Source organism: Natronomonas marina (assembly GCF_024298905.1).
Lineage (GTDB): Archaea > Halobacteriota > Halobacteria > Halobacteriales > Haloarculaceae > Natronomonas > Natronomonas marina.
This window is the reverse complement of record NZ_CP101154.1, coordinates 919,985-942,306: the sequence shown is the minus strand read 5'-3', so window position 1 is coordinate 942,306 and position 22,322 is coordinate 919,985. Positions and strand designations below refer to the sequence as shown.

Annotated in this window: 21 protein-coding genes; 14 read left to right on the top strand and 7 right to left on the bottom strand. The window is 68.4% G+C overall.

Features of this window, described 5'->3' with window-relative positions:
- Positions 1-88: 88 nt before the first annotated feature.
- A complete protein-coding gene (locus NLF94_RS05015) occupies positions 89-1,570 on the bottom strand; it encodes an MATE family efflux transporter (RefSeq protein WP_254840371.1) in 1,482 nt (493 codons plus the stop codon).
- A 230-nt stretch (positions 1,571-1,800) separates the two neighbouring features.
- On the opposite strand from NLF94_RS05015, the gene NLF94_RS05010 reads away from it, so the two are divergent.
- A complete protein-coding gene (locus tag NLF94_RS05010) occupies positions 1,801-2,748 on the top strand; it encodes a hypothetical protein (protein WP_254840370.1) in 948 nt (315 codons plus the stop codon).
- Between the two features lie 24 nt (positions 2,749-2,772).
- Here NLF94_RS05010 and NLF94_RS05005 read toward each other — a convergent pair whose 3' ends face one another.
- Together NLF94_RS05005 and NLF94_RS05000 are read right to left on the bottom strand one after the other, a co-directional pair.
- The gene (locus NLF94_RS05005) at positions 2,773-3,606 is read right to left on the bottom strand and encodes an RNA ligase family protein (RefSeq protein ID WP_254840369.1); all 834 of its coding nucleotides are present in this window, start codon (positions 3,604-3,606) and stop codon (positions 2,773-2,775) included.
- Positions 3,607-3,696: 90 nt separating this feature from the next.
- Positions 3,697-4,569 carry a 3-hydroxyacyl-CoA dehydrogenase family protein gene (locus NLF94_RS05000; protein WP_254840368.1) on the bottom strand — a complete coding sequence of 291 codons (873 nt, stop codon included), beginning with the start codon at positions 4,567-4,569 and terminating at the stop codon, positions 3,697-3,699.
- Between the two features lie 192 nt (positions 4,570-4,761).
- Between NLF94_RS05000 and NLF94_RS04995 the strand changes: the two genes are divergently transcribed.
- The 6 genes from NLF94_RS04995 (at position 4,762) to NLF94_RS04970 (ending at position 11,102) form a co-directional block, all read left to right on the top strand.
- Positions 4,762-5,856, top strand: coding sequence for a sensor histidine kinase (locus tag NLF94_RS04995; protein WP_254840367.1), 1,095 nt, complete (start codon positions 4,762-4,764; stop codon positions 5,854-5,856).
- Between the two features lie 33 nt (positions 5,857-5,889).
- Complete coding sequence (locus NLF94_RS04990) at positions 5,890-7,068, top strand: alpha-hydroxy-acid oxidizing protein (RefSeq protein ID WP_254840366.1); 1,179 nt, start codon at positions 5,890-5,892, stop codon at positions 7,066-7,068.
- A 556-nt stretch (positions 7,069-7,624) separates the two neighbouring features.
- Positions 7,625-7,888 carry a hypothetical protein gene (locus tag NLF94_RS04985; protein ID WP_254840365.1) on the top strand — a complete coding sequence of 88 codons (264 nt, stop codon included), beginning with the start codon at positions 7,625-7,627 and terminating at the stop codon, positions 7,886-7,888.
- A gap of 70 nt (positions 7,889-7,958) precedes the next feature.
- Positions 7,959-8,156, top strand: a complete 198-nt coding sequence (locus NLF94_RS04980; RefSeq protein ID WP_254840364.1) for a hypothetical protein — start codon at positions 7,959-7,961, stop codon at positions 8,154-8,156.
- A gap of 282 nt (positions 8,157-8,438) precedes the next feature.
- Positions 8,439-9,392 (top strand): transcription initiation factor IIB, encoded by a 954-nt coding sequence (locus NLF94_RS04975; protein ID WP_254840363.1) that lies wholly within the window; start codon positions 8,439-8,441, stop codon positions 9,390-9,392.
- Positions 9,393-9,518: 126 nt separating this feature from the next.
- Complete coding sequence (locus NLF94_RS04970; protein WP_254840362.1) at positions 9,519-11,102, top strand: succinic semialdehyde dehydrogenase; 1,584 nt, start codon at positions 9,519-9,521, stop codon at positions 11,100-11,102.
- A 210-nt stretch (positions 11,103-11,312) separates the two neighbouring features.
- Here the strand turns inward: NLF94_RS04970 and NLF94_RS04965 are convergent, their stop codons facing one another.
- The gene (locus NLF94_RS04965; RefSeq protein ID WP_254840361.1) at positions 11,313-11,948 is read right to left on the bottom strand and encodes an IS6 family transposase; all 636 of its coding nucleotides are present in this window, start codon (positions 11,946-11,948) and stop codon (positions 11,313-11,315) included.
- Positions 11,949-12,053: 105 nt separating this feature from the next.
- Between NLF94_RS04965 and NLF94_RS04960 the strand changes: the two genes are divergently transcribed.
- Together NLF94_RS04960 and NLF94_RS04955 are read left to right on the top strand one after the other, a co-directional pair.
- Positions 12,054-13,262, top strand: a complete 1,209-nt coding sequence (locus NLF94_RS04960; protein ID WP_254840360.1) for an RNA-guided endonuclease InsQ/TnpB family protein — start codon at positions 12,054-12,056, stop codon at positions 13,260-13,262.
- Between the two features lie 100 nt (positions 13,263-13,362).
- Positions 13,363-13,857, top strand: a complete 495-nt coding sequence (locus NLF94_RS04955) for an SRPBCC domain-containing protein (protein WP_254840359.1) — start codon at positions 13,363-13,365, stop codon at positions 13,855-13,857.
- Here NLF94_RS04955 and NLF94_RS04950 read toward each other — a convergent pair.
- A complete protein-coding gene (locus tag NLF94_RS04950; RefSeq protein WP_254840358.1) occupies positions 13,854-15,224 on the bottom strand; it encodes an adenylosuccinate synthase in 1,371 nt (456 codons plus the stop codon). The two genes, NLF94_RS04955 and NLF94_RS04950, sit on opposite strands and share 4 nt — an antisense overlap.
- Positions 15,225-15,457: 233 nt before the next feature.
- On the opposite strand from NLF94_RS04950, the gene NLF94_RS04945 reads away from it, so the two are divergent.
- Positions 15,458-15,763: a hypothetical protein gene (locus NLF94_RS04945; protein ID WP_254840357.1), complete on the top strand. Its 306-nt coding sequence runs from the start codon at positions 15,458-15,460 to the stop codon at positions 15,761-15,763.
- Between the two features lie 62 nt (positions 15,764-15,825).
- Here the strand turns inward: NLF94_RS04945 and NLF94_RS04940 are convergent, their stop codons facing one another.
- A complete protein-coding gene (locus tag NLF94_RS04940) occupies positions 15,826-17,718 on the bottom strand; it encodes a DUF7527 domain-containing protein (RefSeq protein ID WP_254840356.1) in 1,893 nt (630 codons plus the stop codon).
- Between the two features lie 92 nt (positions 17,719-17,810).
- Positions 17,811-18,395, bottom strand: coding sequence for a molybdopterin-dependent oxidoreductase (locus NLF94_RS04935; protein ID WP_254840355.1), 585 nt, complete (start codon positions 18,393-18,395; stop codon positions 17,811-17,813).
- Between the two features lie 181 nt (positions 18,396-18,576).
- Here NLF94_RS04935 and NLF94_RS04930 point away from each other — a divergent pair, with 181 nt between their 5' ends.
- From NLF94_RS04930 to menD, 4 genes are all read left to right on the top strand, one after another.
- Positions 18,577-18,789, top strand: a complete 213-nt coding sequence (locus NLF94_RS04930; protein ID WP_254840354.1) for a ribbon-helix-helix domain-containing protein — start codon at positions 18,577-18,579, stop codon at positions 18,787-18,789.
- Positions 18,790-18,899: 110 nt separating this feature from the next.
- Positions 18,900-19,178, top strand: a complete 279-nt coding sequence (locus tag NLF94_RS04925; RefSeq protein WP_254840353.1) for a UPF0058 family protein — start codon at positions 18,900-18,902, stop codon at positions 19,176-19,178.
- A gap of 60 nt (positions 19,179-19,238) precedes the next feature.
- Positions 19,239-20,576 (top strand): isochorismate synthase, encoded by a 1,338-nt coding sequence (locus NLF94_RS04920; protein ID WP_254840352.1) that lies wholly within the window; start codon positions 19,239-19,241, stop codon positions 20,574-20,576.
- Positions 20,573-22,321: a 2-succinyl-5-enolpyruvyl-6-hydroxy-3-cyclohexene-1-carboxylic-acid synthase gene (gene menD / locus NLF94_RS04915; protein ID WP_254840351.1), complete on the top strand. Its 1,749-nt coding sequence runs from the start codon at positions 20,573-20,575 to the stop codon at positions 22,319-22,321. Before NLF94_RS04920 ends, menD begins: the two co-directional genes overlap by 4 nt.
- Position 22,322 lies beyond the last annotated feature (1 nt).

Sequence of the window (22,322 nt, the reverse complement as noted above, 5' to 3'; positions counted from 1 at the left end):
CGCCGGCCCGTCCGGGCCGTCGCACCGATTCCCCGGCCATCGCCAGCACGGGGCGGCGACGACCGGGACGGGCCTGCAACGACCCGTCTTAGTCGTCGACGGGAGCATCGCCGTCGGCGTCGGCCGCGACCGCGCCGGGGCCGCCGACGCCAGGCCCCTCGGTGAGGTCGGCGTCGCGCCACCGGCCCCGCGAGTACCAGAGGTAGCCGATGGCCGCGCCGGCGACGTTGGAGACGGCGAACGCCAGCCAGATGCCCTCGTACCCGAGCGGGCCGGAGGCGAACCACGCGAAGGGAACCCGGATGGCGCCGAGCACGGCGATGGAGACGATGGCCGCCGTGAGCGTGCGGCCGGCACCGCGGAACCCGCCCTTGTATGCGTGGAAGATGCCGGTGAACCCGAACGTCGGCGCGACGTACCGCAGGAACAGCCGCCCGACTTCGACCACCTCCGCGTCGTCGGAGAAGATGGCCACGATGTCGGCCGCGAACACCCAGACGGCGACGCCGACGCCGGCGAGGACGGCGAACATGGCCTTGGCGGCGAAGTTCGTCGTCCTCGCGGCGCGGTCCTCCTCGCCGGCGCCGATGTTCTGGCCGGCCATCGTCTCGACGCCCCGGCCGACCGCGATGGCCGGCAGGAAGATGACCGAGAACATCCGCACGCCGACGCCGTAGGCCGCGACGACCACGGTCGGGAACATGCCGACGATGACGAGCATCAGGTTCACCGCGATGGCGTTGCCGGTGCCCTCCACCGAGGCCGGCACCCCGATGCGGACGAGTTTGCGGAGGAACCCCAGGTCCGGGCGCATCTGGTCGAGGTGTATCTTGACGCCCCGGGTCCCCCGGAACATGATGGACATGCCGATGACGGTCGCCAGCGCCCGCGAGAAGACTGTCGCGTAGGCGGCGCCGACGACGCCCAACTCCGGGAACGGTCCCCACCCGAAGATGAGGAACGGGTCCAGAATGAGGTTGACGACGACGGTCACAAGCATCACGAGCATCGGGGTGATGGTGTCGCCGTAGCCTCGCATCAGCGACATGAACATGAAGAACGCGAACATGAACACCATCCCCAGCGAGATGATCTCGAGGTAGGCCGTCGCGCCGGTCAGGACGTCGCCCGAGGCGCCCAGGAGCGCGAGGATGTCGCCGACGGCGAGGTAGCCGAACGCGCCGAGCACCACCGACGCGATGATGGCGAACGTGACCGTCTGGGAGGCGGCGAACTCCGCCTGTCCCTCGTTGCCTGCGCCGACGTTCTGGGCGACGAGGATGCTGCCGGCGATGGCGATGCCGAGCCCCAGCGAGATGATGAAGAACACCACCGGGAACGCGAAGCTGATGGCCGCCAGCGCCTCCGTGCTGTACCGGCCCAGCCAGATGGTGTCGACCAGGTTGTAGGCCGTCTGCAGCAGGTTCGTGATGACGATGGGCAACGAGAGGTAGAACAGCGGTCGCGCGACGTCGCCCTCGGTGAGGTCGAACTCGTCGCGGCTCTTGAACACCGAGCCGACCCGTTCGCGCAGTGCGGCCACCAGCCGCCGGAGCCACGACCGGCTCACGGCCGGCTCACCACCGGGAACCGATACCGGCGAGGACGGGCGGAGGGCGGCCGACCACGACCCCGGACGGGCGTGGCGGGGGCTGGGCGATTCACTACCGGAACTAGCTGACCAGTCAGTCAAAAGCGTTGTGTATCCGTGGTAACACCTCGCGTGTGGCGCCGACGCCCGTGCAGGAATGTCACGCAGTCACACACGGCTTATTGTCATCCGGGGCCAACTCCCGAGCGATGAACGGTTCCGGTGACGACCTCTCGCCCGCCGAGGCGGACCGACTCGAACGGCTCCGGTCGGCCCGCTCGCTCTCGGCACTGGTCCCGATGACCGGCGCCGAGACCGAACACGACGCCTATCTGGCGGCCAGGCGGGAGTGGCGCGGCCTCATGGAGCGGGCGGTTCCGGCCGCGGCGCCGTCCGACGACCACCTGCCCGGCGACGCGGTCGTCGTCGACGGCCGCCGGTTCGTCGTCCACGGGATCACCCACGCCGACACCGACGCCGAGCGCCGGTATCTCCGCGAGCACGTCTCGGGGTTCCTCGGGGCGGGCGAGACCGTTTTCTGCGAGCAGGGCATCCGATCGATGTACTTTTCGGACATGCCCGACGCCTGTGCGATGGACGACTACCGGTGGGCGCTACAGGAGTGCCGGAAGCTCGACGTCGATTCGCACCTCGACGGCGGTGATCCGCCGGACTTCGACGGACTACTCGAGAACCTGACCGGCGTGGCCGCGACGTTCCGGGAGGCGACCTTCTCGCTCCTCCATTCGGGTGCCGACATCTACGGCCGGGAGTTCGCTATGGCGCTCGGCGACGTGGCGACGGACTTTCTGACGAGCCACGAGGACCTCGCCCGCGCCCGCGAGTTCGAGGCGTTCGTCCGCTCGAAGCGGGCCGCAGAGGACCCCTCGACGCTCGGCGAACTCCAGCGGTACTACGCGACGGTCTTTCTCCCGCAGCCGGTCGAACGGGAGTGGCTCCGCCGGCACGACCCCGAACTCGAGGTGGTCTCGCACGGTCGCAGCGAGCGGATGGCCGACTACGCGGCCTTCCACGCCGACGACGCCGAGACGGTCCACCTCGTCACCGGAGCCGCCCACCAGCCCGGCATCGTCCACTACCTCGAACGCCACCGCGACGGCCACCGCTGCGCCGCGGACCTCGAACTCGTCGAGTGAGGCCCCGGCCGCGAGGGGGCCGGCTCAGGCCCGCGCGTCGAGCCACTCCCGGACCCGGCGACCGACCGCCGACCGGAACTCGCCGAGTTCGACGTCGGTCTCGTGGTGGGACAGTCGCCCGTGGGCCTCCCGAAAGACGGTCTCGCAGGCCCGCTCGAAGACCGCCTCGAAGGTCGGCTCCCGGCCGGCGGGCATCTCCGCGGCGACCCGCCGGAGCAGGCCGTCGGTGACGTACCGCTCCGCGAGCGTCTCGGCGTCGCCGGCGAGGGAGTCGGGGTCGACGTCGAGGTCGACGGCGGGGTTCGGCAACTTCGTCACGTCGCCCGTCTTGTTCCGGACGACGATCCCGGCCGCGGGGCCGTCGTACCACGCCGATTCCGGGATGGCTTCGGGCGTGGCGTCGAAGTCGCTCGCACGGACCTCGCGCTCGAAGGTGTTGACCGTCGCCAGTCCCAGCCGGTCGAAGACGCGCTCGGTCGCGTCCGGCGGCAGGAACGCCTCGCGGTCGTGGTCGAAGACGTCGAGTCCCAGCACCGGCGGCATCCGGTCGAACTCGTAGTCGACCGCCCGGCGGTGGGTTGACTCGCCGACGAAGACGACCGACTCGACGTCGTCGACGGCGGCCGAAAGCGCCTCGCGGTCGAGTGTCTCCCGGACGTGCCGGACGGCGTGGCGATACCGCGGCGGAACCTCCTCGCCGAAGAGTCGCAGGCTGTCGCCGAACTCGACGACGCCGGAGTCACGGAGGCGGAACCGGAGCTGGCCGCCGTCTATCAGCTCCTGTATCCAGAGGTGTCCCGACTCCAGCAGGCCGGCGGGGGCGTCCTCGACGTGGGGGACGGGCGGGTACGTCTTCACGGATGGGACTCCGCGTCCGACCACTTGAGTGTTCAGACGACCGCGCGGGTCCGGCCAACGAGCCGACAGGGGCGGCGCCGGGGGCGGTCCTCACTCCCCGGCCGGCCGGACCGCCTCGCCGTCCTCCCAGACGTAGAATCCCTCGCCGGTCTTCTTTCCGAGCTTGCCGGCCCTCACCTTCCGTCGGAGGGCTTGCGGCGGCCGGAACCGCTCGCCGAGCTCCTCTCGGAGGTGCTCGGCGACGTCCAGCCGGACGTCCAGGCCGACGAGGTCCGAAAGCTCAAGCGGCCCCATCGGATGCCCGTAGCCCTCCCGCATCGCCGTGTCGACGTCCTCGACGCCGGCGACGCCGGACTCGACCATCCGGATCGCCTCCAGACCGAGCGTGATGCCGAGCCGCGAGGAGGCGAAACCCGCGCTGTCGCGGACGACGACGGCCTCCTTGTCCAGCCCCTCGACGTAGTCGGTAGCGACCGCCTCGGTCGCCTCGCTGGTCTGCTCGGCGACGACGACCTCGACGAGGTCCATGATGTGCGGCGGATTGAAGAAGTGGAGGCCGACGGCCTGCCCGGGCCGCTCTAGCGCGCTCGCCAGTTCGGTCACCGACAGCGAGGAGGTGTTCGAGGCGACGACGGCGTCGCCGGGTGTCGCCGCCTCGACGTCGGTGAAGACGTCCTTCTTGAGGTCGAGGTCCTCGGGGACGGCCTCGACGATCAGGTCGGCGTCGGCGACGGCCGCCGAAAGCTCCGGCGCCGGCTGAATCCGATCGAGCGTCGCCGCCCGTTCCGCTTCGGTCACCTTTCCGCGATCGAGACCGCCGTCGAGGTTCGCCTCGATGCTTTCGAGTCCGGCTTCGATCCGTTCGTCGTCGACGTCGTTGAGCCGGACCTCGTGGCCCGCCATCGCCGACACCTGCGCGATACCGTGTCCCATGCTCCCGGCACCGATGACTGTCACCCGCATACCCCTCCAGGGTCCCGGAGGCCCGAAACCGTTGCGCTCGTGATCGACCCTATCGACCGTCGGTTACGTCGCCGCTCCGTGGCTCACCGGGTCGCCGAAATTCGGCGGCTCGTGGCGGTAACCCTTCCGTCCGACCTCCCGACGGACGGGCCGAACGATTTAACCTACCGGCTGTCGACCTCCCCGTAACCGATGGTCGGAAGCCGTCTCGACGGGTCCGAACTCGTGGCGGCGCTCGGCCTCGTGTTCGTGGTCGGTGGGGTCACGCTGTGGTGGGAGTCGATACTCCCGACGACCGACTCGATCCAGGCGGCGCTGTACGAACTCGTCGTCCACGTCCTCTTCGGCGGCGTGGTGCTCGCGCTCGGCGTCCACATCGAGCGGAGCGAACTCTCCCCCCGCGACCGTTTCGGCGTGATGGTGTGGTGTTTTTCGGGCTTTCTGTTCCTGCTCGGGCTGGCGGTCTGGTCGGAGCTGTCGGCGCTGCTGGCCGGCCGGGTAACCGTCCGGTTCGTCAGCGACGTCGTCGTCTTCGGTAGCATGGGCGGCGCCTTCGGTGTCGTCGCGGGTGTCAACCACGGCCGGTCGGTCCGCAACGCTCGCCTGGCCGAGCGCAACCAGAACCAGCGGGAGACGCTCGTCCTGTTGACCCGCCTGCTCCGTCACGACATCCGCAACGACATGACGGCCATCAACGGCCACGCCGAACTGCTGGAGGACCACGTCGAACCCGACGGCGAGGACTCCCTCGACGTGATCCAGCGCCGCAGCGACGCCATCGTCAGGCTGCTCGGCGACACCGACACGCTGGTCGAGACCCTCGAGACGGACCGCGAGTTCGAGCCGATCGACCTCTCGGCAGTCCTCGAAGACCAGGTGGCGTCGGTCGCCGACGACCACCCCTCGGTCACCGTCGAGTCGGAGATTCCGAGCGGGCTGTGGGTCGTCGCCGACGGCCTGGTCCACCAGCTGTTCTCGAACCTGCTCGGCAACGCGGTCGCACACAACGACCCCGAGGGACTGACGATACGGGTCCGCGCGGTTACCGACGGCGACGTCGTCGAGACGGTCGTGGCCGACGACGGGGTCGGCATCCCCGAGGAAGTACGGGACTCCTGTTTCGAACTCGGCGCGAAGGGCGAAAACAGCGGCGGCGACGGGCTGGGACTGTACCTCGTCTCGCGGCTGGCCGACGTCTACGGCGGGTCGGTGACGGTCGACGACTCCCGGTCGGGCGGCGCCCGGTTCGTCGTCACGCTGCCGGTCGCCGAACCGGGCGCCGACTGAAGGTATAAGCCGGCGCCCGCCCACGGACCGCCCATGAGCGAGTCCAACCGCGGGACCGACCGGCTGGTCGAAGTGTTCATGGAGGGGATGGCGGGCGTGACGCCCGACGTGCCGCCGTCCTTCGAGGAACTGGAGGCCGCGGCGCTTGAGGCCATGGACGAGCGGGCCTACGGCTACGTCGCGGGCGGCGCTGGAGGCGAGCGGACCATCGATCACAACCGCGACGCCTTCGCCGACTGGCACCTCTGGCCGCGCGTGCTCCGGGACTTCGACGACCGGGACCTCTCGACGGAACTGCTCGACACCGAGATGTCCGTGCCGGTCCTGCTGGCGCCCATCGGCGTCCAGTCCATCGTCCACGAGGACGGCGAACTCGGGACCGCCCGCGGCGCCGCCGCCCAGGACGTGCCCGTGGTCGTCTCCTCTGCGGCCTCTCACACGATGGAGGAGATCTCCGAGGAGTTGGGGTCGACGCCGGGATGGTTCCAGCTGTACTGGTCCTCGAACGACGACGTGGCGAAGAGCTTCGTCCGGCGGGCCGAGGCGGCCGGCTACGAGGCGCTCGTCGTCACCGTCGACAACAACGCCCTCGGGTGGCGCGAGCGGGACGTCGGCGACGGCTACCTCCCCTTCCTCGACGGCGAGGGGGTCGCCAACTACTTCGCCGACGAGGCGTTCCGCGAACTGCTCGATTCGCCCCCCGAGGAGGCCGAACTCGCCGCCATCCGGACGTTCATCGACGTCTTCGGCGACCCCTCGCTGACGTTCGACGACCTGGAGTGGCTCTGTGAGTTCGCCGAGATTCCGGTCGTCGTCAAGGGCGTACTCCACCCCGACGACGCCCGCGAGGCAGTCGCCCGCGGCGCCGACGCGGTGTGGGTCTCGAACCACGGCGGCCGGCAGGTCGACAACGCTGTCCCCGCGCTGGACGCGCTTCCGAAGGTAGCCTCCGCGCTGCCGGCCGACGTCCCCGTCATCTTCGACTCGGGGGTCCGACGCGGCGCGGACGCTTTGATCGCCCTGGCGCTGGGCGCCGACGCCGTCGGCCTCGGCCGACCGTACGCCTACGGGCTGGCCGTCGACGGCGCCGACGGCGTCGAGGCCGTCTGCAAGAACTTCCTCGCCGACCTGGACCTGACGCTCGGTCTCGTCGGCTACGACGACGTTGAGGCCGTCGACCGCGAGGCCGTCGTCCGGGCCGAGGAGGTCTGAGCCGGCGAGTCCCCGGGGACCCACGGACGCGCTCCGCCGGGCACCGCGGACGGCGGCGCCTCGAAAGCAGTCCCGCTCCGGGGTCGGCGGTCCTCGCTCGCGGAGTCGTCCACTCCGCTCCGCTTCCGTTCACTGGAGTCCAGAAATCGGCGTGTGAGGGCCCCACAACCCTCCAAAACCATTAATACGACCCCGGTCACAGTCGGAACCGAGACGGAGGCAAACGACATGACTGCCACTCACCCAACGTACGCGTTCGCCGCCGAGCGGCGCGTCGAGGGTGCGAGCGGGTGGTCGAACGCCTCCACCGCACTCGCGATTCGCGCCGCGTAACCGACCTCCCCGGTTCGACGGCGCGGCGGACTTCTCGACGGTACCACGCCTCGAGGGGTCCGGCTTCGCGGGTGTGACCCGCCTTCTGCGCCGTCGATTCGCCGGGAGCCGTTCGGCCGTCCGCCGGTCGGACGGTCGGTGCCGACGCGACGACGAGTGACATCTACCCCCGACAGCCGCGGGTATCGCTACGCGACGCGGGTTCGACTCCCGCCGGGGGCATATGCTCAAGCAGACCCACCGAGCGACCCTGTCGGTTCGAGTGCCCAGAGGCGCCGCCGGCGACGTGGCGGGCGGCGTTCGAGACGTCGTCGGCGACGTCGACGGCGTCGAACGCGTCGAGGTCCACGACCTGGCCGGCGTCCGACCGGACGCCCTTGACCTCTACGTCGACGCAGCGGTCACGGTCGGCTTCACCGACGACGTTGCCGACCCCGCCGCCCGGTTGCGGGACGGCTTCGGCGTTCTGGACGCCGACACCGACTGACGGTTCCGTGCCACTGGGGCCTCGCGGGTTCGACTCCCGACGGAACTCTGGGGCCTCGCCCCGTGATACGATGAGACGAACGGTTAGACCTACCGCGCAAGCACAGACCGACAAACGACTCCCCGGCGGTCCCCCGCCGCGCGCGCTCGCCGTCGGCGTCGTCGCCGGCTTCGCGTTGCTGAAGTTGCTGGCGACGGCCCCCGCGCTGGCGCTTGCCGGCGCCGTCGCCGGTACCGTCTGCCTGGCCGCGGTCCGGGAGGACCGATGACCCCGGTCGTTCCGCCGCCGTGACCGCTCCCGGGCGCGGGACGGGCGCTCGACTACCCGTCCCGGGCGCCGGTGCCGGCCGCCGGGCGGTCGACGCCACCGACGCCACCGACGCTCGATTGTACCTGTCGTGAACGGTGCCGTTTCGCCCGCCAGCCGACCCACCGAACCGACGGACGACGGTCACCGTCACGGCAGCGGGGTGGTCCGCGTTACCTCGACTCGGCAAGAACCGGGTAGTGCAAAGCATTTATATGTGGAGTAGGCAAACCATATAAGCATAATGCCAGGGCCAACCCGCCAGCGAGAGCGCACCAGCGAGGACGAGACGGAGACGGAAGAGGAGACTGGCTGTCCGGAGTGCGATTCGGATTCGCTGGTCCGCAGCGGCGACGGCGGCGAACTGGTCTGTGACGACTGCGGCCTCGTCATCGAGGAGGAACACATCGACCGCGGACCGGAGTGGCGGGCGTTCAACCACTCCGAGCGGCAGTCCAAGTCCCGCGTCGGGGCGCCGACGACCCAGACGATGCACGACAAGGGGCTGACGACACAGATCGACTGGAAGGACAAGGACGCCTACGGCCGCTCGATTTCCTCCGAGAAGCGCTCCCAGATGCACCGCCTCCGCAAGTGGCAGGAGCGCATCCGCACCAAGGACGCCGGCGAGCGGAACCTCCAGTTCGCCCTCTCCGAAATCGACCGGATGTCCTCCGCGCTGGGCGTGCCGCGGTCGGTCCGGGAAGTGGCGTCGGTCATCTACCGGCGGGCGCTCGACGACGACCTCATCCGGGGCCGCTCCATCGAGGGCGTCGCCACCGCCGCCCTCTACGCGGCCTGCCGTCAGGAGGGCATCCCGCGCTCGCTCGACGAGGTCGCCGAGGTCGCCCGCGTCGAACAGAAGGAGATCGGCCGCACCTACCGCTACATCGCCCAGGAACTGTCGCTCGGTCTCGAACCCGTCGACCCCGTCCAGTACGTGCCGCGGTTCTGCTCGGAACTCGGCCTCTCCGAGGAGGTCGAACAGAAGACCCGCGAGATCATCGAGGTCACCGCCGAGAAGGGGATGCTGTCGGGCAAGTCGCCGACGGGGTACGCGGCCGCGGCCATCTACGCCGCCTCGCTGCTCTGCAACGAGAAGAAGACCCAGCGCGAGGTCGCCGAGGTCGCCCAGGTGACCGAGGTCACCATCCGGAACCGCTATCAGGAACAGATCGAGGCACTCGGCATCCACTGAGGTCGCGTTCTCGCAGTGTCCTTTTTTGGCGTTGACGGTCCGTTACCGGCCGGTATCCGGCGAAACGGCCGTCCCGTTTTCGGCGGTTCCCGTAGCGTTAACACGCTGTAGGGCCAACCGTGCGGCATGACAGTCTCCGAAACCGTCGACGAGAGCGAACTCTCGGTCGAGTCGGAGCTACTCGCCGGGCTGGAGTCGGTCGTGACGACCGCCGGCCCGGTGACGGACCGCTTCGACGTCGAGGCGCCGTTCACCGGCGCGGTCATCGGCCAACTCCCGGCGTGCGGTCCCGAGGACGTCGAAGAGGCCTTCGACCGGGCCGACTTCGCACAGGAGGCGTGGGCCGACCGCTCCGTCGAGGAGCGCGCCGCGGTGTTCAAGCGGTACCACGACCTCGTCCTCGACCACGCCGAGGAACTGCTCGACGTCGTCCAGGTCGAGAGCGGGAAGGCCAGACGCCACGCCTACGAGGAGGTCCTCGACGTGGCCATCACCACCCGCCACTACGCCTACCGTGCCGAGGAGTACCTCGAGAGCGAACCCCGCGACGCCGCCATCCCCGGCCTGAGCGAGACGACGGTCCACCACCACCCGGTCGGCGTCGTCGGCATCATCTCGCCGTGGAACTACCCCCTCTCGCTGGCCATCTCCGACGCCGTGCCCGCACTTCTGGCCGGCAACAGCGTCGTCATCAAGCCCGCCGAACAGACCTCCTACACCGCGCTGAAGGCCATCGAACTGCTCCGGGAGGCCGGGCTCCCCCGCGACGCCTTCCAGGTGGTCACCGGCTTCGGCGAGCCGCTCGGCGAGCCGCTGGTCGCAAACGCCGACTACGTCTGCTTTACCGGCTCCAGCGCGACCGGCCGCATCGTCGCCAGCCAGGCCGGCGAGCACCTCACCGACTGCTCGCTGGAACTCGGCGGCAAGAACCCCGGCATCGTCTGCGAGGACGCCGACGTCGAGCGGGCCGTCGACGGCCTGATTCGGGGCTGTTTCACTAACGCCGGACAGCTCTGTATCTCCCTGGAGCGGCTCTACGTCCACGAGGACGTCTACGGCCGGTTCGTCGAGGCGTTTGTCGACGAAATCGAGGACCTGCACCTCGGCACCGAGTACAGCCACGACGTCGACGTCGGGAGCCTCATCTCCGAACAGCAACTCGAGAAGGTCACCGAACACGTCGAGGAGGCCAAGGCCGAGGGTGCGACCGTCCTGACCGGCGGCACCGGCCGGCCCGACCTGGGGCCGTACTTCTACGAGCCGACCGTTCTCACCGACGTCGACGAGTCGATGGCGCTGTGCGCCGAGGAGACGTTCGGTCCCGTCGTCTCCATCTACGAGTACAGCGACGACGACGACGTCATCGAGCGCGCCAACGACTCCGACTACGGCCTGAACGCCTCAATCTGGACGGAGGACCTCGAACGCGGCAAACGCATGGCCAAGCGCATCGAGACCGGCACCGTCAACGTCAACGAGGCCTACGCCGCCGCCTGGGTCGCGCTGGACGCCCCGATGGGCGGGATGAAGGACTCCGGCATCGGGCGCCGGCACGGCGAACACGGCTTCATGAAGTACACCGAACCGCAGACCGTCGCCGTCCAGAAGAAACTCGGGATGACCGCCCCGCCGGGCGTGCCCTACTGGCTGTACGCGAAGATCATGAACAAGACGCTGAAGCTGCAGCGACGGATTCCCGGTATGCGGTAGGAACGGCCGGCTTTATCGTTTCACCTAATTCGAGGCGGAGGCCCCACCCTCAAGGAGCGCCTGGCTTCCGGCCTCCGGCGGAAGCACAAGCGAGTAGGGTGGGGAAGACAGCGCGGAACTCCGTTCCGCGGGCCGTGCGAACGGCAAAGCCGTGAGCAGAAGCCGACCCGGTACTGACCAGCCGCCCGACTGTTGCCTGCATGGTAGTGTTCAGATAAGCTGATTCCATGCGAAGGCGAAGGATCGAAGCCACTCGTCGGCAGTGTCTGCGTCGGCGTTGCTGAAACAGTTTGAGAAACTGGTAGTTCGTCTTTTTACCTCCCGAAAGACACGTTCGACACTGTTCCGATTTCCATAGCGTTCATATTTGAAATCGAGGCTGTGGCGGCGACAGGCGTCTTTCAGTGAGTGGGAGCCATCGATGAGAAACGCGGCGTCGTCAACGTCGTGTTTCTCACGGAGTTCGGCAAAGAACGAGTGAGCGATTACGTTGTTTGTCGTTGGTTCAAGCGCTGTATGCAGTAATTCGTTTGTTTCAGGATCGACAGCAGCATACAGCCAGTACTGCTCATCATTGAGTTGGATCACGGTTTCATCCACCGCAACGTGATCCGGATCTCGACCGGGTTCGGGCTGTAGTTCGGCCTTGTGAACCCAGTTGTGAACAGTGGATCTCGCCCGTTCGACACCGAATATCTCAAGAATAGAAAAGGTATTCGAAAGTGATAGACCAGCAAGGTGGAGCTGAATACCGAGCTTCATCAGCAATCTCGGTGTCGCCTCTCGTTCCACAAAACCTAACTCGATCTCGTTCAAACAGCTGTCGAGGCGGTCGTTTTCGGGCATAGAGCACTCAGAAAACGTACCGCCTCACTCTTCATCCTTATCTGAACACCGCCGCCTGCATACTCCCAACCACTAAGTAACCACAAGCAAATATATGAAAACATCGTGGAATACCGTCGAACCGCCGTTATCAAGCTCGACACGCCCGAAGGCGTGGATGCACACCTGCGGGAGACTGTCGAGCAATTCAAATACTGTTCCAACACCGCAAGCGAGTGGTGCTGGCACGGCGACGACGGCTACCACGTCGCATCGAAAGCAAAGGCCGAAGATGGGCTGTACGACCAGTTACGCGAGGACACGGAGTTGACCGCAAATCTCGTACAGAAAGGGATTCATCAGGCTGTCGAAGCCATCAAAAGCGGCGTCGAACGACTCAAGAACGACCAAGATACGTCCCGTCCAACGTTCTCGGCAGATACCGCTATCTACGACAAGCGAAGTGCCACGTTCCATCGTGACCACGTTTCGCTGTCAACACCGGACGGACGAATCGAGTGCGACTACATTCTTCCTGACGACGCCGACGTGCCGCCGACGAAGTACGTCGCCAACGAGGACTACGAGTTTCGGCGGGCGACACTGCATCGACGTGACGGTGGCTGGTATCTCCATGCGTCGATGCTCAAGGAGGACGACGACACCGAACCTACCACCGGGCACAGAACAGTCCTCGGTGTGGACCTCGGTGTAAATCAACTTGCGGTCGCTTCGACCGGCACCTTCTGGTCGGCAGACGAGTTCAACCACTGGAAGCGAGAGTACGAACAACGGCGTGGCGACCTTCAGAAGTGTGGGACACGGGCGGCACACGACGCGATAGCAGGCGTCGAACGCAAAGAGGACGGACGCTTCGAGATATTCCTGCATCGTGTCGCCAACGAAATCGTCGCCGAAGCCGTCGAACACGACTGTTCGCATATCGTGTTCGAGGACTTGACAGACATTCGTGAGAACGTTCCAGAAGCGTCGTGGCACCATCTGTGGGCGTTCCGTCGCCTCTACGAGTACGTCGAATACAAAGCCAGAGAGCAGGGCATCAAAGCCGTCCAAGTAGACCCACGGAATACCTCAAAGCGGTGTTCGACCTGTGGGTTTACCCACGACGACAACCGCCACGGCGAGGACTTCGAGTGTCTGGATTGCGGCTACCAGAACCACGCCGACTACAACGCTTCCAAGAACATCGGCTTGCAGTATCTCCGGCGTCGGCAAAACGCAGACGCCGGAGGCGCACCCGTAGACGTGCGCTTGAATCGCGGGACGTTGAACGTGAGTGGAGAGTACGACCTTCCCGCCGTTGATGCGGCGTAGAACGGGAGTCCACGCGAAAGCCCTACCCTCAACGAGCGAGCGGGGCTATTGCCCCCGAGCGAAGTAGGGTAGGGTAGTTTACTCGTCGTATAGATTCCTGATGGAACGCATAGAGTCGAGTATCGACGTCGACGCGGATGCGGCAGCCGTCTGGGACGTACTCGCCGACGGCGAATCGTACCCCGACTGGAACCCCTTCATCACGCGGCTCGAGGGGACGCTGGAGCCCGAGCGCCGCGTCACCGTCCGCATCGAACCGCCGGGGCGGCGGGGGATGACGTTCAGACCCCGCCTGAAGACCGTCGAGCCGGAACGCCGGCTGGCCTGGAAGGGGAGCCTCCTCGTCCCGAACGTCTTCGATGGCCACCACGAGTTCGCCATCGAACCACAGGCGGACGGCGGCGTCCGGCTCGTCCAGCGGGAGACGTTCGCCGGCCTGCTGGTCCCGCTGTTGCTCGAGGAGGCGGCGATCGAACAGGGTTTCTGGGAGATGAATCAGGCGCTGAAGCGGCGTGTCGAGGGTGGGAAGACGGCCGGCGAGGGGAACGAGGACGTCGAGACGCCCCCGATAGGCGTCGGGACCGACCCGGACTAGAACGGCGTCTCGACGACGACGGTCTCCTCGCGGCCAGGGCCGACGCCGACGGCGTAGATGGGCGCACCGACCTCCTCGGCGACGTACTCCAGGTACGCCCGGCCGTTCTCGGGGATGGCGTCGTAGCCGTCCTCGGCGACGGTCGACCACTCGACGTCGGGCCAGCCCTCGAAGCGCCGGAAGTTCGCCTCGCAGTCGGCCCACTTCTCGGTGGTGGTCGGCATCGTCAGGAGTTCCTCGCCGTCCAGCGTGTAGGAGTGACCGACCTGCACCTCGTCGAGACCCGCGAGGACGTCGAGGTGATTGACCGCCAGACCGGTGAAGCCGTTGACGCGGGCGGCGTGCCGCAGCATCGGTACGTCGAGCCAGCCGACGCGTCGCGGCCGGCCGGTGACGGTGCCGTACTCGCCGCCCTCCTCGCGGATGAACTCCGCGAGGTCGGACTCGCCGGGGCGGCCGCCGTCGGGCGGCGTCTGGCCGTCGACGCTGCCCAACTCCGTCGGGAGCGGTCCCGTGCCCACGCGCGAGAGGTACGCTTTCACGATGCCGACGACCTCGCCGTCCCCGACGACGGTGGGGCCGAGGCCGGACCCGACCGCGGCGGCACCGGCGGTGGGGTTCGAGGAGGTGACGTAGGGGTAGATGCCGTGGTCGATGTCGATGGCGGTGCCCTGTGCGCCCTCGAACATGATCCGGTCGCCGGCCTCGCGCCGCTCGGCGAGGAACCGCCCGCAGTCGACGGTCATCCCTTCGTCGGCGAGGCGGCGTCCGAACTCGCGGTACCGCTCGTAGATGGCCTCGACGTCGAAGGCGTCGGCGTCCACGTCGTCGCCGACGTCGAGGTCGTAGACGTCCTCGACGAGCGCCCGCTTTCGCGGGACGGCGTACTCCAGGCGTGCACGAAGCGTCTCGGGATCCAGCAGGTCGCCGACCCGGACACCACGTCGGCCGGCCTTGTCCTCGTAGGTCGGGCCGATGCCGCGTCCGGTGGTGCCGGCCGCGAGGTCCTCGTCGGACTTGACGTCCTCCTCTAGCCCGTCGAGCGTGCGGTGGTACGGGAGGATGACGTGGGCCCGTTCGGCGACCCGAACGTCGGGGTCGAGGCTCCGCTCGCGGAGCGCGTCGAGTTCCTCGAACAGCGTCGCCGGGTTGACGACGCAGCCGTTGCCGAGCACCCCGACCTTCCCCCTGACGGCACCCGACGGGACCAACGAGAGCTTGTACTCGTGGCCGTCGTGAACGACGGTGTGGCCGGCGTTGTCGCCGCCCTGGTAGCGCACGACGACGTCGGCGGCATCGCCGTAGACGTCGACGATGCCGCCTTTCCCCTCGTCGCCGAGCTGCGAACCGACGATAGTTACGGTCATCGGGGCGACGTACCAACCAGCGGTGTAAACAGATTTCGATAGCGGCCCGGACGTGCCGGGCAGCGACCGCCGGGAGGCGCACGCGACAAGCCAAACCCGCGGCTTCGTGTGCCGTGGTCACAAGGGCTTTATAGTTCAGAACCGAACTCGGCTGTAGCAACCTCCATATAACGGGGTAGTTCGTCGAACCGACAGCAACTTTTAAACCAACCAAACACAAGTTAACAAGTGCCATGATAGATCGGCTTGAGAAGGAAGTTGATATGTTGGAGCGCCATCTGCAGGTACTGCGGATGGTGATCGAGAACGAACCGATCGGCATCGTCAAGATGTCCAACGAGACCGGCTACCCCCACCACAAGGTCCGCTACTCGCTTCGCGTCCTCGAGGAGGAGAACCTCATCGAACCCTCCAGCCAGGGCGCGATCACCACCGAGGACACCGCGGAGTTCGTCAGCGACCTCGATTCGGACCTCGACGAGATAATCGAGAAGCTCGAGGGAATGAAGATCGACGAAGTCCCCGAAATCGAGGGCTAATCGCCTCGCTCTACTCGTTCTTCTCCGATTCCGACAGCGACGGTTCACCCGGATTTCGCCGGCTACAGTTCCGGCAGCGCGAGGTGTAGCGACGACTCGCGGGCCTCGACAAGACAGAGGTGGAAGCCGTTCTTTCGGGTGAGAGTGACGAAGCTGCGGTACCGATCGCGGCTCAGGAGGCTGCCGGTCGTGGCCTCGCGGGCCAACTCTAGGGCGCCGGGCTCGAAGTAACTCGCGGTGACGGCGAAGGCGCCGGCGACCGAGTCGTTGGCCGCACAGAAGTCCGACGCGTCCGTGACCAGCGGCTCGACGGCGCCGGCGGACGTCGGCTCGCGGCTCTCCTCGAGGGCGGCGACGAACAGCGGCTCGCCGTTCCGGTCGCGGACGACGACGTCGAAGGTCACCTCGCGGTGCTCGCCGCCGTCCTCGACGGTGACGGTCTCCTCGAAGAACACCCGGTCGACGTCGGGAAGCGCGTCGTAGAGGTGGGCCATCGCGTCCTCGGAGCCGGTCAGCCTGATCTCGAACAGCAGGTCGGTCACCAGCCACTCGACGAACTCGTAGGCCTGCGTCGACTCCAGGAACGACTCGAAGGGCTCGCCGTCGACCGTCGCGCCCGCCTCCTCGAAACGGGTGTGTCGCTCCAGTCCGACGTTGGCGGCCAGCGCCTCCCGGTCGGCGCGGCCGTCGTGGGCGTCCTGAAGCGTCGGCCCGCCGCGGGTCCCCTCCCGGACGAAGAGCGTCGTCTTCGAGAGCGCCTCCGTCGGCGACAGCGAGGGGCCGTCGGTTCGCACGTCCGCCGACGCCGCCGAACCGCCCCCGGACTCCAGGGCGGCGACGCGGCCCTCGAGGCGTTCGTGGGCCTCCCGGAGGCGTCGCAGTTCCGTGCGGACCTCCTCGAGAGCGGTGTCGTCCACGGCGCCCGCGTCGTCTTCCGCGGTCGTCTCGGTCGCGGCAGTCGCCGGAGCGGCGTCGGCCGCGTCCGCCGACTCGTCCGGTCCGGGCGCCGGCTCGACGTCGTCGTCGGCTTCGTCGGCTCCGGTCTCCCCGTCGGCGTCGCTCGCGCGACCGGATCGCTCGGGGTCCAGCGACGGGACCGTTCGGTCCTCGTCAGGCGTCTCATCGCCCGATTCGGGCTCCGGCTCGGCGCCGGCCACTGGGTCCGACTCCCCGACACCGGCCTCGGATTCGTCCGCCGGTTCGGGTTCCGGCCCCGACTCCGATGTCGGCTCGGTCGCCGACTCCGGGGCGGACGTCGACTCCGACTCCGGGGCGGCGTCCCCGGTCGACTCCCCGGCGTCGTCGAGCGACCCCGCGTCGCCGGCCGCCGTCGGTTCGGCGTCGACGCCCGTTTCGACGGCACCGCCCCCAGCCCCCGCGCCGTCGGACGGTTCGGGCGGGTCGGGAAGCTCGACCGCCGGGAGGTCGACGCCGACGACGCTGTAGATGCCGACCTCGTTTTTCGTCTTGGACTCGGCCTCCTCGCCGGTCACGGGTCGGTCGGTCGAGCCGATGTAGGCGACGTAGTCGGCCTCGCCGTCCTCGTAGACGACGTAGTAGTCGCCGCTGAGGACGTTCTCGGCCAGTTCGACGTAGCCGGTGAAGCCGCCCTCCGCGAGCGTCTCGTGGACCGTCTCGATGGGGGTGTCGTCGCTGAAGTACTCGCCCCGAACGTCGCCCTCGAGGGCGAGCATCGGGACGAGTCTCGCCGCGGTGGGATGGGGCGCCTCGTGTGTCTGCCCGCTGGCGTCCTCGAAGGCGTCGATGTCACCGGGCGTCGGCGTCTCCTCGAGGTCGGAGACCACGGCGACCGCGTCGCCGTCGGCGAGGAACAGCCAGTCGGACCCCGACTCGACGGCGCCGCTGAAGCCCCGCCGACCCATCCGGGCCAGCTCGTCGAGGCCGCCCTCGAACGGCGCCGTCTCCCACTCGGCCATCGCGGTGTGGGCGTCCATACTGGCGGGAAGTCACAGCAGCGACATATATGTACCGACGGGCGGCGTGCGGGACGCGGTGAGGCGGGCCGACTGCGCGAGTGCGGCGGGAGTTAGGCGTACCGTTCCTCCTCCCAGGGGTTGGCGGTGTCGGAGTAGCCGCGCTTCTCCCAGTAGCCGCGTTCGGGTTCGGTCAGGAACTCGACGCCGGAGACCCACTTTGCGCCCTTGTAGGCGTACTTGTGTGGCGTGACGACCCGGAGCGGGCCACCGTGTTCGCCGGCCAGCGGTTCGCCGTCCAGTTCCCAGGCGAAGAGTACCTCCTGGCGGTCGCACTCCCCGAGCGGCAGGTTCGTCGTGTAGCCGTCGTGGGCGTGGAACATGACGTGGACGGCGCCGTCGACGCCGGCGTGGTCGGCCAGCCGGGGAAACGGGAGGCCGTAGAACTCGCAGTCGAAGCGCGACCAGCCGGTGACGCAGTGGAAGTCCTGCCGCTGGGCTTCGGCGCCCAGTTCCTCGAGGTCGGGGATCGACAGCGACAGTTCCGTCCCGACGGCGCCGTAGACGTCGAGCGTGGGGTCGTCCGCCACCGACGGCGTGCCGCCCTTCGAGAGCACCGGGAATCGCGTCGTCTCCCGCTGGCCCGGCGGGAGCCGTTCGCCATCGAACTCCGCGTGGAGGTCCGTCACGTCATTCATGACCGTAGATACGGGCCCGAGAGCCCGTAGGCCTGTCGTTCGTGAACCGACGACGGCGGGATTCGAAACGAGAGTGGGTACTTCACGAAAGATACTTTCGGTGAATCGTAGTTGAGTTTCGCAGCCACGAAAAATCCCCGCCAGGCTTAAATACCCCATCCCCGAAACTCCGGGTGTTCCGATGCCGAAGGTACAACTGACTGTCCCGGAACATCTCGAAATGCAGATCGCCCAGCTGGTGGAGAAAGGCGAGTTCGTAAACCGGGAAGAAGCCATCGAAGAACTGCTGTCGACCGGGCTCCGGGCGTACAAGACGAGCGGCCCCATGGAGGACGAGGACCCTGGACTCGAAGAGGACGGTATGATGGGGCACGACGACGAGTACGTCTTCTGAGCGTCTTTTTCGAGGCGTCCTCCCGACGGCGCAGCCGGCGAGCCGCCGCTTCGACGTATGGGTCCCCTTACCGCACAAAGAATAAACGTAGCCTTCCAGTAGACACGAACATGCACAAGGACGAACTCCTCGAACTGCACGCGAAGATGGTATCGATAATGGAGCAGTTCCGCGAGATGGAGGCGGTCGACGCGTCGGCGTTCGATCCCTACGACGAACTCGACGTGACGCCGGACGATGTCCACAAGTCGAAAAGCGAGCACAAACACGCCGTCTTCGTCCTCGGGAACGCCCTGGCGAACGTGATGAGTGAAGACGAGTTCTCCGACGCCGGCCGCATCGGCAAGCGGATGGCGGAGCTGGCCGAGGACGCCGAGTCCAAGCTGTAGCGGGTCTCCCGCCGTCGGCGAACGGGGAATCTAAAACGGTGGGGGCCCAACGAGCGGGCAATGGAACCGTTGGGGAGCGAGGAGTCGGTCGTCGAGCGGCCGGGACTGGTCAGCCGCGCGGTGCGGGTGCGGAATCCGCCGCGCCCCCAGGCCGTACTGGAAGCCGCCGACGTGCCGCGGACCTTCTGGGCGGCACCGGGCGAGGCGACCGTCGTCGGCAGCGGCGCCGCGGCGACGCTGACCGCCGACGGCCCCGACCGCTTCGACGCGATACGGACGGCCGCCGAGGAACTGTTCTCCGCCGGTGACGTCCACGCCGGCGCGCTGGCCGCGCGGCCGCGGCTGTTCGGCGGCTTCTCCTTCCACGACGAACACAGCGCCGAGGACCCCTGGCGGGGGTATCCGGCCGCGGAGTTCGTCCTGCCGCGCGTACAGATGACCTACGACGACGGGGCGGCGTGGCTGTCGGTCAACGCCGTCGACGCCGACCCCGAGGATGTCGAGGCGCGACTGGAGACGGCACGGGAGGCGCTTCCGAGCCCCGTCCCGGCGGCCTCGACCGGCGGGCCGCCCGGCGTCCGCACGCGAGAGCGGACCACCTCGAAGGCGGAGTGGCGGCGCAGCGTCACCGCGGCCACCGACCGCATCGCCGCCGGCGAACTCCGGAAGGTCGTCCTCGCGCAGGCACTGGAGGCTCGCCTCGAGGCGCCGCTGTCGGTCCCGGACGCGCTGGCCCGCCTCGGTGACACCTACCCGGACTGTTTCCGCTTCCTCTTCGAGCCGGACGACGGCGGGGCCGGCTTCTTCGGCGCGACGCCCGAACAGCTGGTCGGGCTCCGCGGCCGCACCGTCGAGACGGGCGCCCTCGCCGGGACGACCGGGCGCGGCGACACCCCGGAGGAAGACGAGTGGCTCGCGGCGGAACTGCTCGACGACGACAAGAACGTCCACGAGCACGAACTCGTCGCCGACGCCATCCGCGAACAGCTGGCACCCTACGCCTCGTCGGTTCGGGCCGGTCAGCGCCGTATCCGCCGGCTGGCGACCGTCCAGCACATCGAGACGCCGATGAGCGCGGAACTGGCCGACGACGAGCACGCCCTGACGCTGGTGGAGGCGCTGCACCCGACGCCGGCGGTCGGCGGACTCCCGCCGGACGAGGCGCTTGCGACCATCCGGGACACCGAGCCCTTCGAGCGCGGCTGGTACGCCGCGCCGGTCGGCTGGTTCGACGCCGCTGGCTACGGCTCCTTCGCCGTCGCCATTCGCTCGGCGGTCGCCCGCGGGGATGCCGCCACCCTGTTCGCCGGGGTCGGCATCGTGGCCGATTCCGACCCCGACCGCGAGTGGGACGAGGTCCAGCTCAAGTACCGGCCGATACTCGACGAACTCGAATGAACGTCAACACGCTGTGGGGGCGGGTCGTCGCCGACGAACTCGCCGCCGCCGGCGTCGAGGCAGCCGTGCTCGCGCCCGGCAGCCGGTCGACGCCGCTGACGGTCGCGCTGGCCGAGCACGGCGGTATCGAGACGTTCTCGCACCTCGACGAGCGGTCGGCGGCCTTCTTCGCGCTCGGGCGGGCCAAGCGGACGGGCCAACCGACGCCTTTGGTCTGTACCTCCGGGACCGCCGCGGCGAACTTCCACCCCGCCGTCGTCGAGGCGGACAACGCTCGCGTCCCAATGGTGCTCCTGACGGCGGACCGCCCGCCGGAACTGCAGGACAGCGGCGCAAACCAGACCGTCGACCAGGAGAAACTCTACGGCGACGCGGTCCGACAGTACCGCAAACTGCCGGAACCGGAGGCGGCCGACCGGAAACTGCGGTCGCTCCGGACGGCCCTGTCGCGGGCTCTCGCGGCCGCCGCAGGCACGGAACCGGGACCGGTTCACCTCGACGTGCCGCTCCGGAAACCGCTGGAGCCGAACGCCGGACCCGACGCGGCGCCGGAAGGCGTGCCCGCCGACCCGGTCCCCGAATCGTTCCTCGAGACCAACCCGCTCGCCGTCGAGGGCCGCGACGGGCCCTACGTCTCCGTGACGCGGGGCCGGGCGACGCTGTCGAAACGGGACCGAAATCGAGTGATCGAGGCCGTTGAGGCGGCCGATTCGGGTCTCCTCGTCTGCGGTCCCTCGGACCGGCCGGCGCCGGCCGGCGACGCGCTGGTCGGACTGGCGGCGGCGACCGGCTTCCCGGTGCTGGCGGACCCGCTTTCGGGCCACCGATTCGGTGCCGTCGCCGACGCCGCCGCGGTCTGCGGCGGGTACGACGGCTACCTGCCGGCAATCGAGGAGACACCGGACGTCGTCGTCCGGTTCGGCGCCTCGCCCACCTCGAAGCCGCTCCGGCACTACCTCCGGGAGACCGACGCGCGGCAGTTCCTCGTCGACCCGGCGGGCGGGTGGCGGGAGGCGACGTTCACCGCGACGGACCTCGTCGTCGCCGACGAGACGCGGTTCGCGTCCGCACTCGCCGGCGCACTCGACCGCGAGCGCGGTGCCTACGCCCGGCGCGTCCTCGAGGCGGAGGCCGACTACTGGGACCTCGTCGAGGGCGACGAACCCGAGGAGGGGGCGGTCGTCGCCGACGCCGTCTCGCTTGCGCCGGACCCCGCGACGCTCTTCGTCTCGAACTCGATGCCGGTCCGGGACCTCGACCGGTTCGGCCGGCCGCGGGCGGCGAACCTGACCGCCCTCGGCAACCGCGGCGCCTCGGGCATCGACGGTATCACCTCGACGGCGCTGGGCGCGGGGTCGGCGGCCGACGACCCGCTCGTTCTCGTCACCGGCGACCTGGCGTACTTCCACGACGCGAACGGCCTGCTGGCCGTCGAGCGGTTCGACCTCGACGCGACGGTGGTCTGCATCAACAACGACGGCGGCGGCATCTTCCACCTGCTGCCCATCGAAACCCACGAATCCTTCGAGGAGTGGTTCCGGACCCCGCACGGGCTGGACTTCGAGCCGACGGCGGATCTGTACGGCCTGGAGTTCGCCCGGACCGACGACCGCGAGGGGTTCCGGGAGCTGTACGCCGAGTCCGTCGAGAGCCCGGGCGCGCAGGTCATCGAGGTAGTCACCGACGGCCAGCGGAGCCACGACGACCGGCGGGCGCTCGAAGAACGGGTCCTCGATGTGGTGTAGC

What these genes read in the sequence shown, in the direction of transcription:
- NLF94_RS05010 (WP_254840370.1), top strand. Translation starts at nt 1,801, where the DNA reads ATGAACGGTTCCGGTGACGACCTCTCGCCCGCCGAGGCGGACCGACTC.
- NLF94_RS05000 (WP_254840368.1), bottom strand. Translation starts at nt 4,569, where the DNA reads ATGCGGGTGACAGTCATCGGTGCCGGGAGCATGGGACACGGTATCGCG.
- NLF94_RS04995 (WP_254840367.1), top strand. Translation starts at nt 4,762, where the DNA reads ATGGTCGGAAGCCGTCTCGACGGGTCCGAACTCGTGGCGGCGCTCGGC.
- NLF94_RS04990 (WP_254840366.1), top strand. Translation starts at nt 5,890, where the DNA reads ATGAGCGAGTCCAACCGCGGGACCGACCGGCTGGTCGAAGTGTTCATG.
- NLF94_RS04985 (WP_254840365.1), top strand. Translation starts at nt 7,625, where the DNA reads ATGCTCAAGCAGACCCACCGAGCGACCCTGTCGGTTCGAGTGCCCAGA.
- NLF94_RS04980 (WP_254840364.1), top strand. Translation starts at nt 7,959, where the DNA reads ATGAGACGAACGGTTAGACCTACCGCGCAAGCACAGACCGACAAACGA.
- NLF94_RS04975 (WP_254840363.1), top strand. Translation starts at nt 8,439, where the DNA reads ATGCCAGGGCCAACCCGCCAGCGAGAGCGCACCAGCGAGGACGAGACG.
- NLF94_RS04970 (WP_254840362.1), top strand. Translation starts at nt 9,519, where the DNA reads ATGACAGTCTCCGAAACCGTCGACGAGAGCGAACTCTCGGTCGAGTCG.
- NLF94_RS04965 (WP_254840361.1), bottom strand. Translation starts at nt 11,948, where the DNA reads ATGCCCGAAAACGACCGCCTCGACAGCTGTTTGAACGAGATCGAGTTA.
- NLF94_RS04955 (WP_254840359.1), top strand. Translation starts at nt 13,363, where the DNA reads ATGGAACGCATAGAGTCGAGTATCGACGTCGACGCGGATGCGGCAGCC.
- NLF94_RS04950 (WP_254840358.1), bottom strand. Translation starts at nt 15,224, where the DNA reads ATGACCGTAACTATCGTCGGTTCGCAGCTCGGCGACGAGGGGAAAGGC.
- NLF94_RS04945 (WP_254840357.1), top strand. Translation starts at nt 15,458, where the DNA reads ATGATAGATCGGCTTGAGAAGGAAGTTGATATGTTGGAGCGCCATCTG.
- NLF94_RS04940 (WP_254840356.1), bottom strand. Translation starts at nt 17,718, where the DNA reads ATGGACGCCCACACCGCGATGGCCGAGTGGGAGACGGCGCCGTTCGAG.
- NLF94_RS04935 (WP_254840355.1), bottom strand. Translation starts at nt 18,395, where the DNA reads ATGAATGACGTGACGGACCTCCACGCGGAGTTCGATGGCGAACGGCTC.
- NLF94_RS04930 (WP_254840354.1), top strand. Translation starts at nt 18,577, where the DNA reads ATGCCGAAGGTACAACTGACTGTCCCGGAACATCTCGAAATGCAGATC.
- NLF94_RS04925 (WP_254840353.1), top strand. Translation starts at nt 18,900, where the DNA reads ATGCACAAGGACGAACTCCTCGAACTGCACGCGAAGATGGTATCGATA.
- NLF94_RS04920 (WP_254840352.1), top strand. Translation starts at nt 19,239, where the DNA reads ATGGAACCGTTGGGGAGCGAGGAGTCGGTCGTCGAGCGGCCGGGACTG.
- menD (WP_254840351.1), top strand. Translation starts at nt 20,573, where the DNA reads ATGAACGTCAACACGCTGTGGGGGCGGGTCGTCGCCGACGAACTCGCC.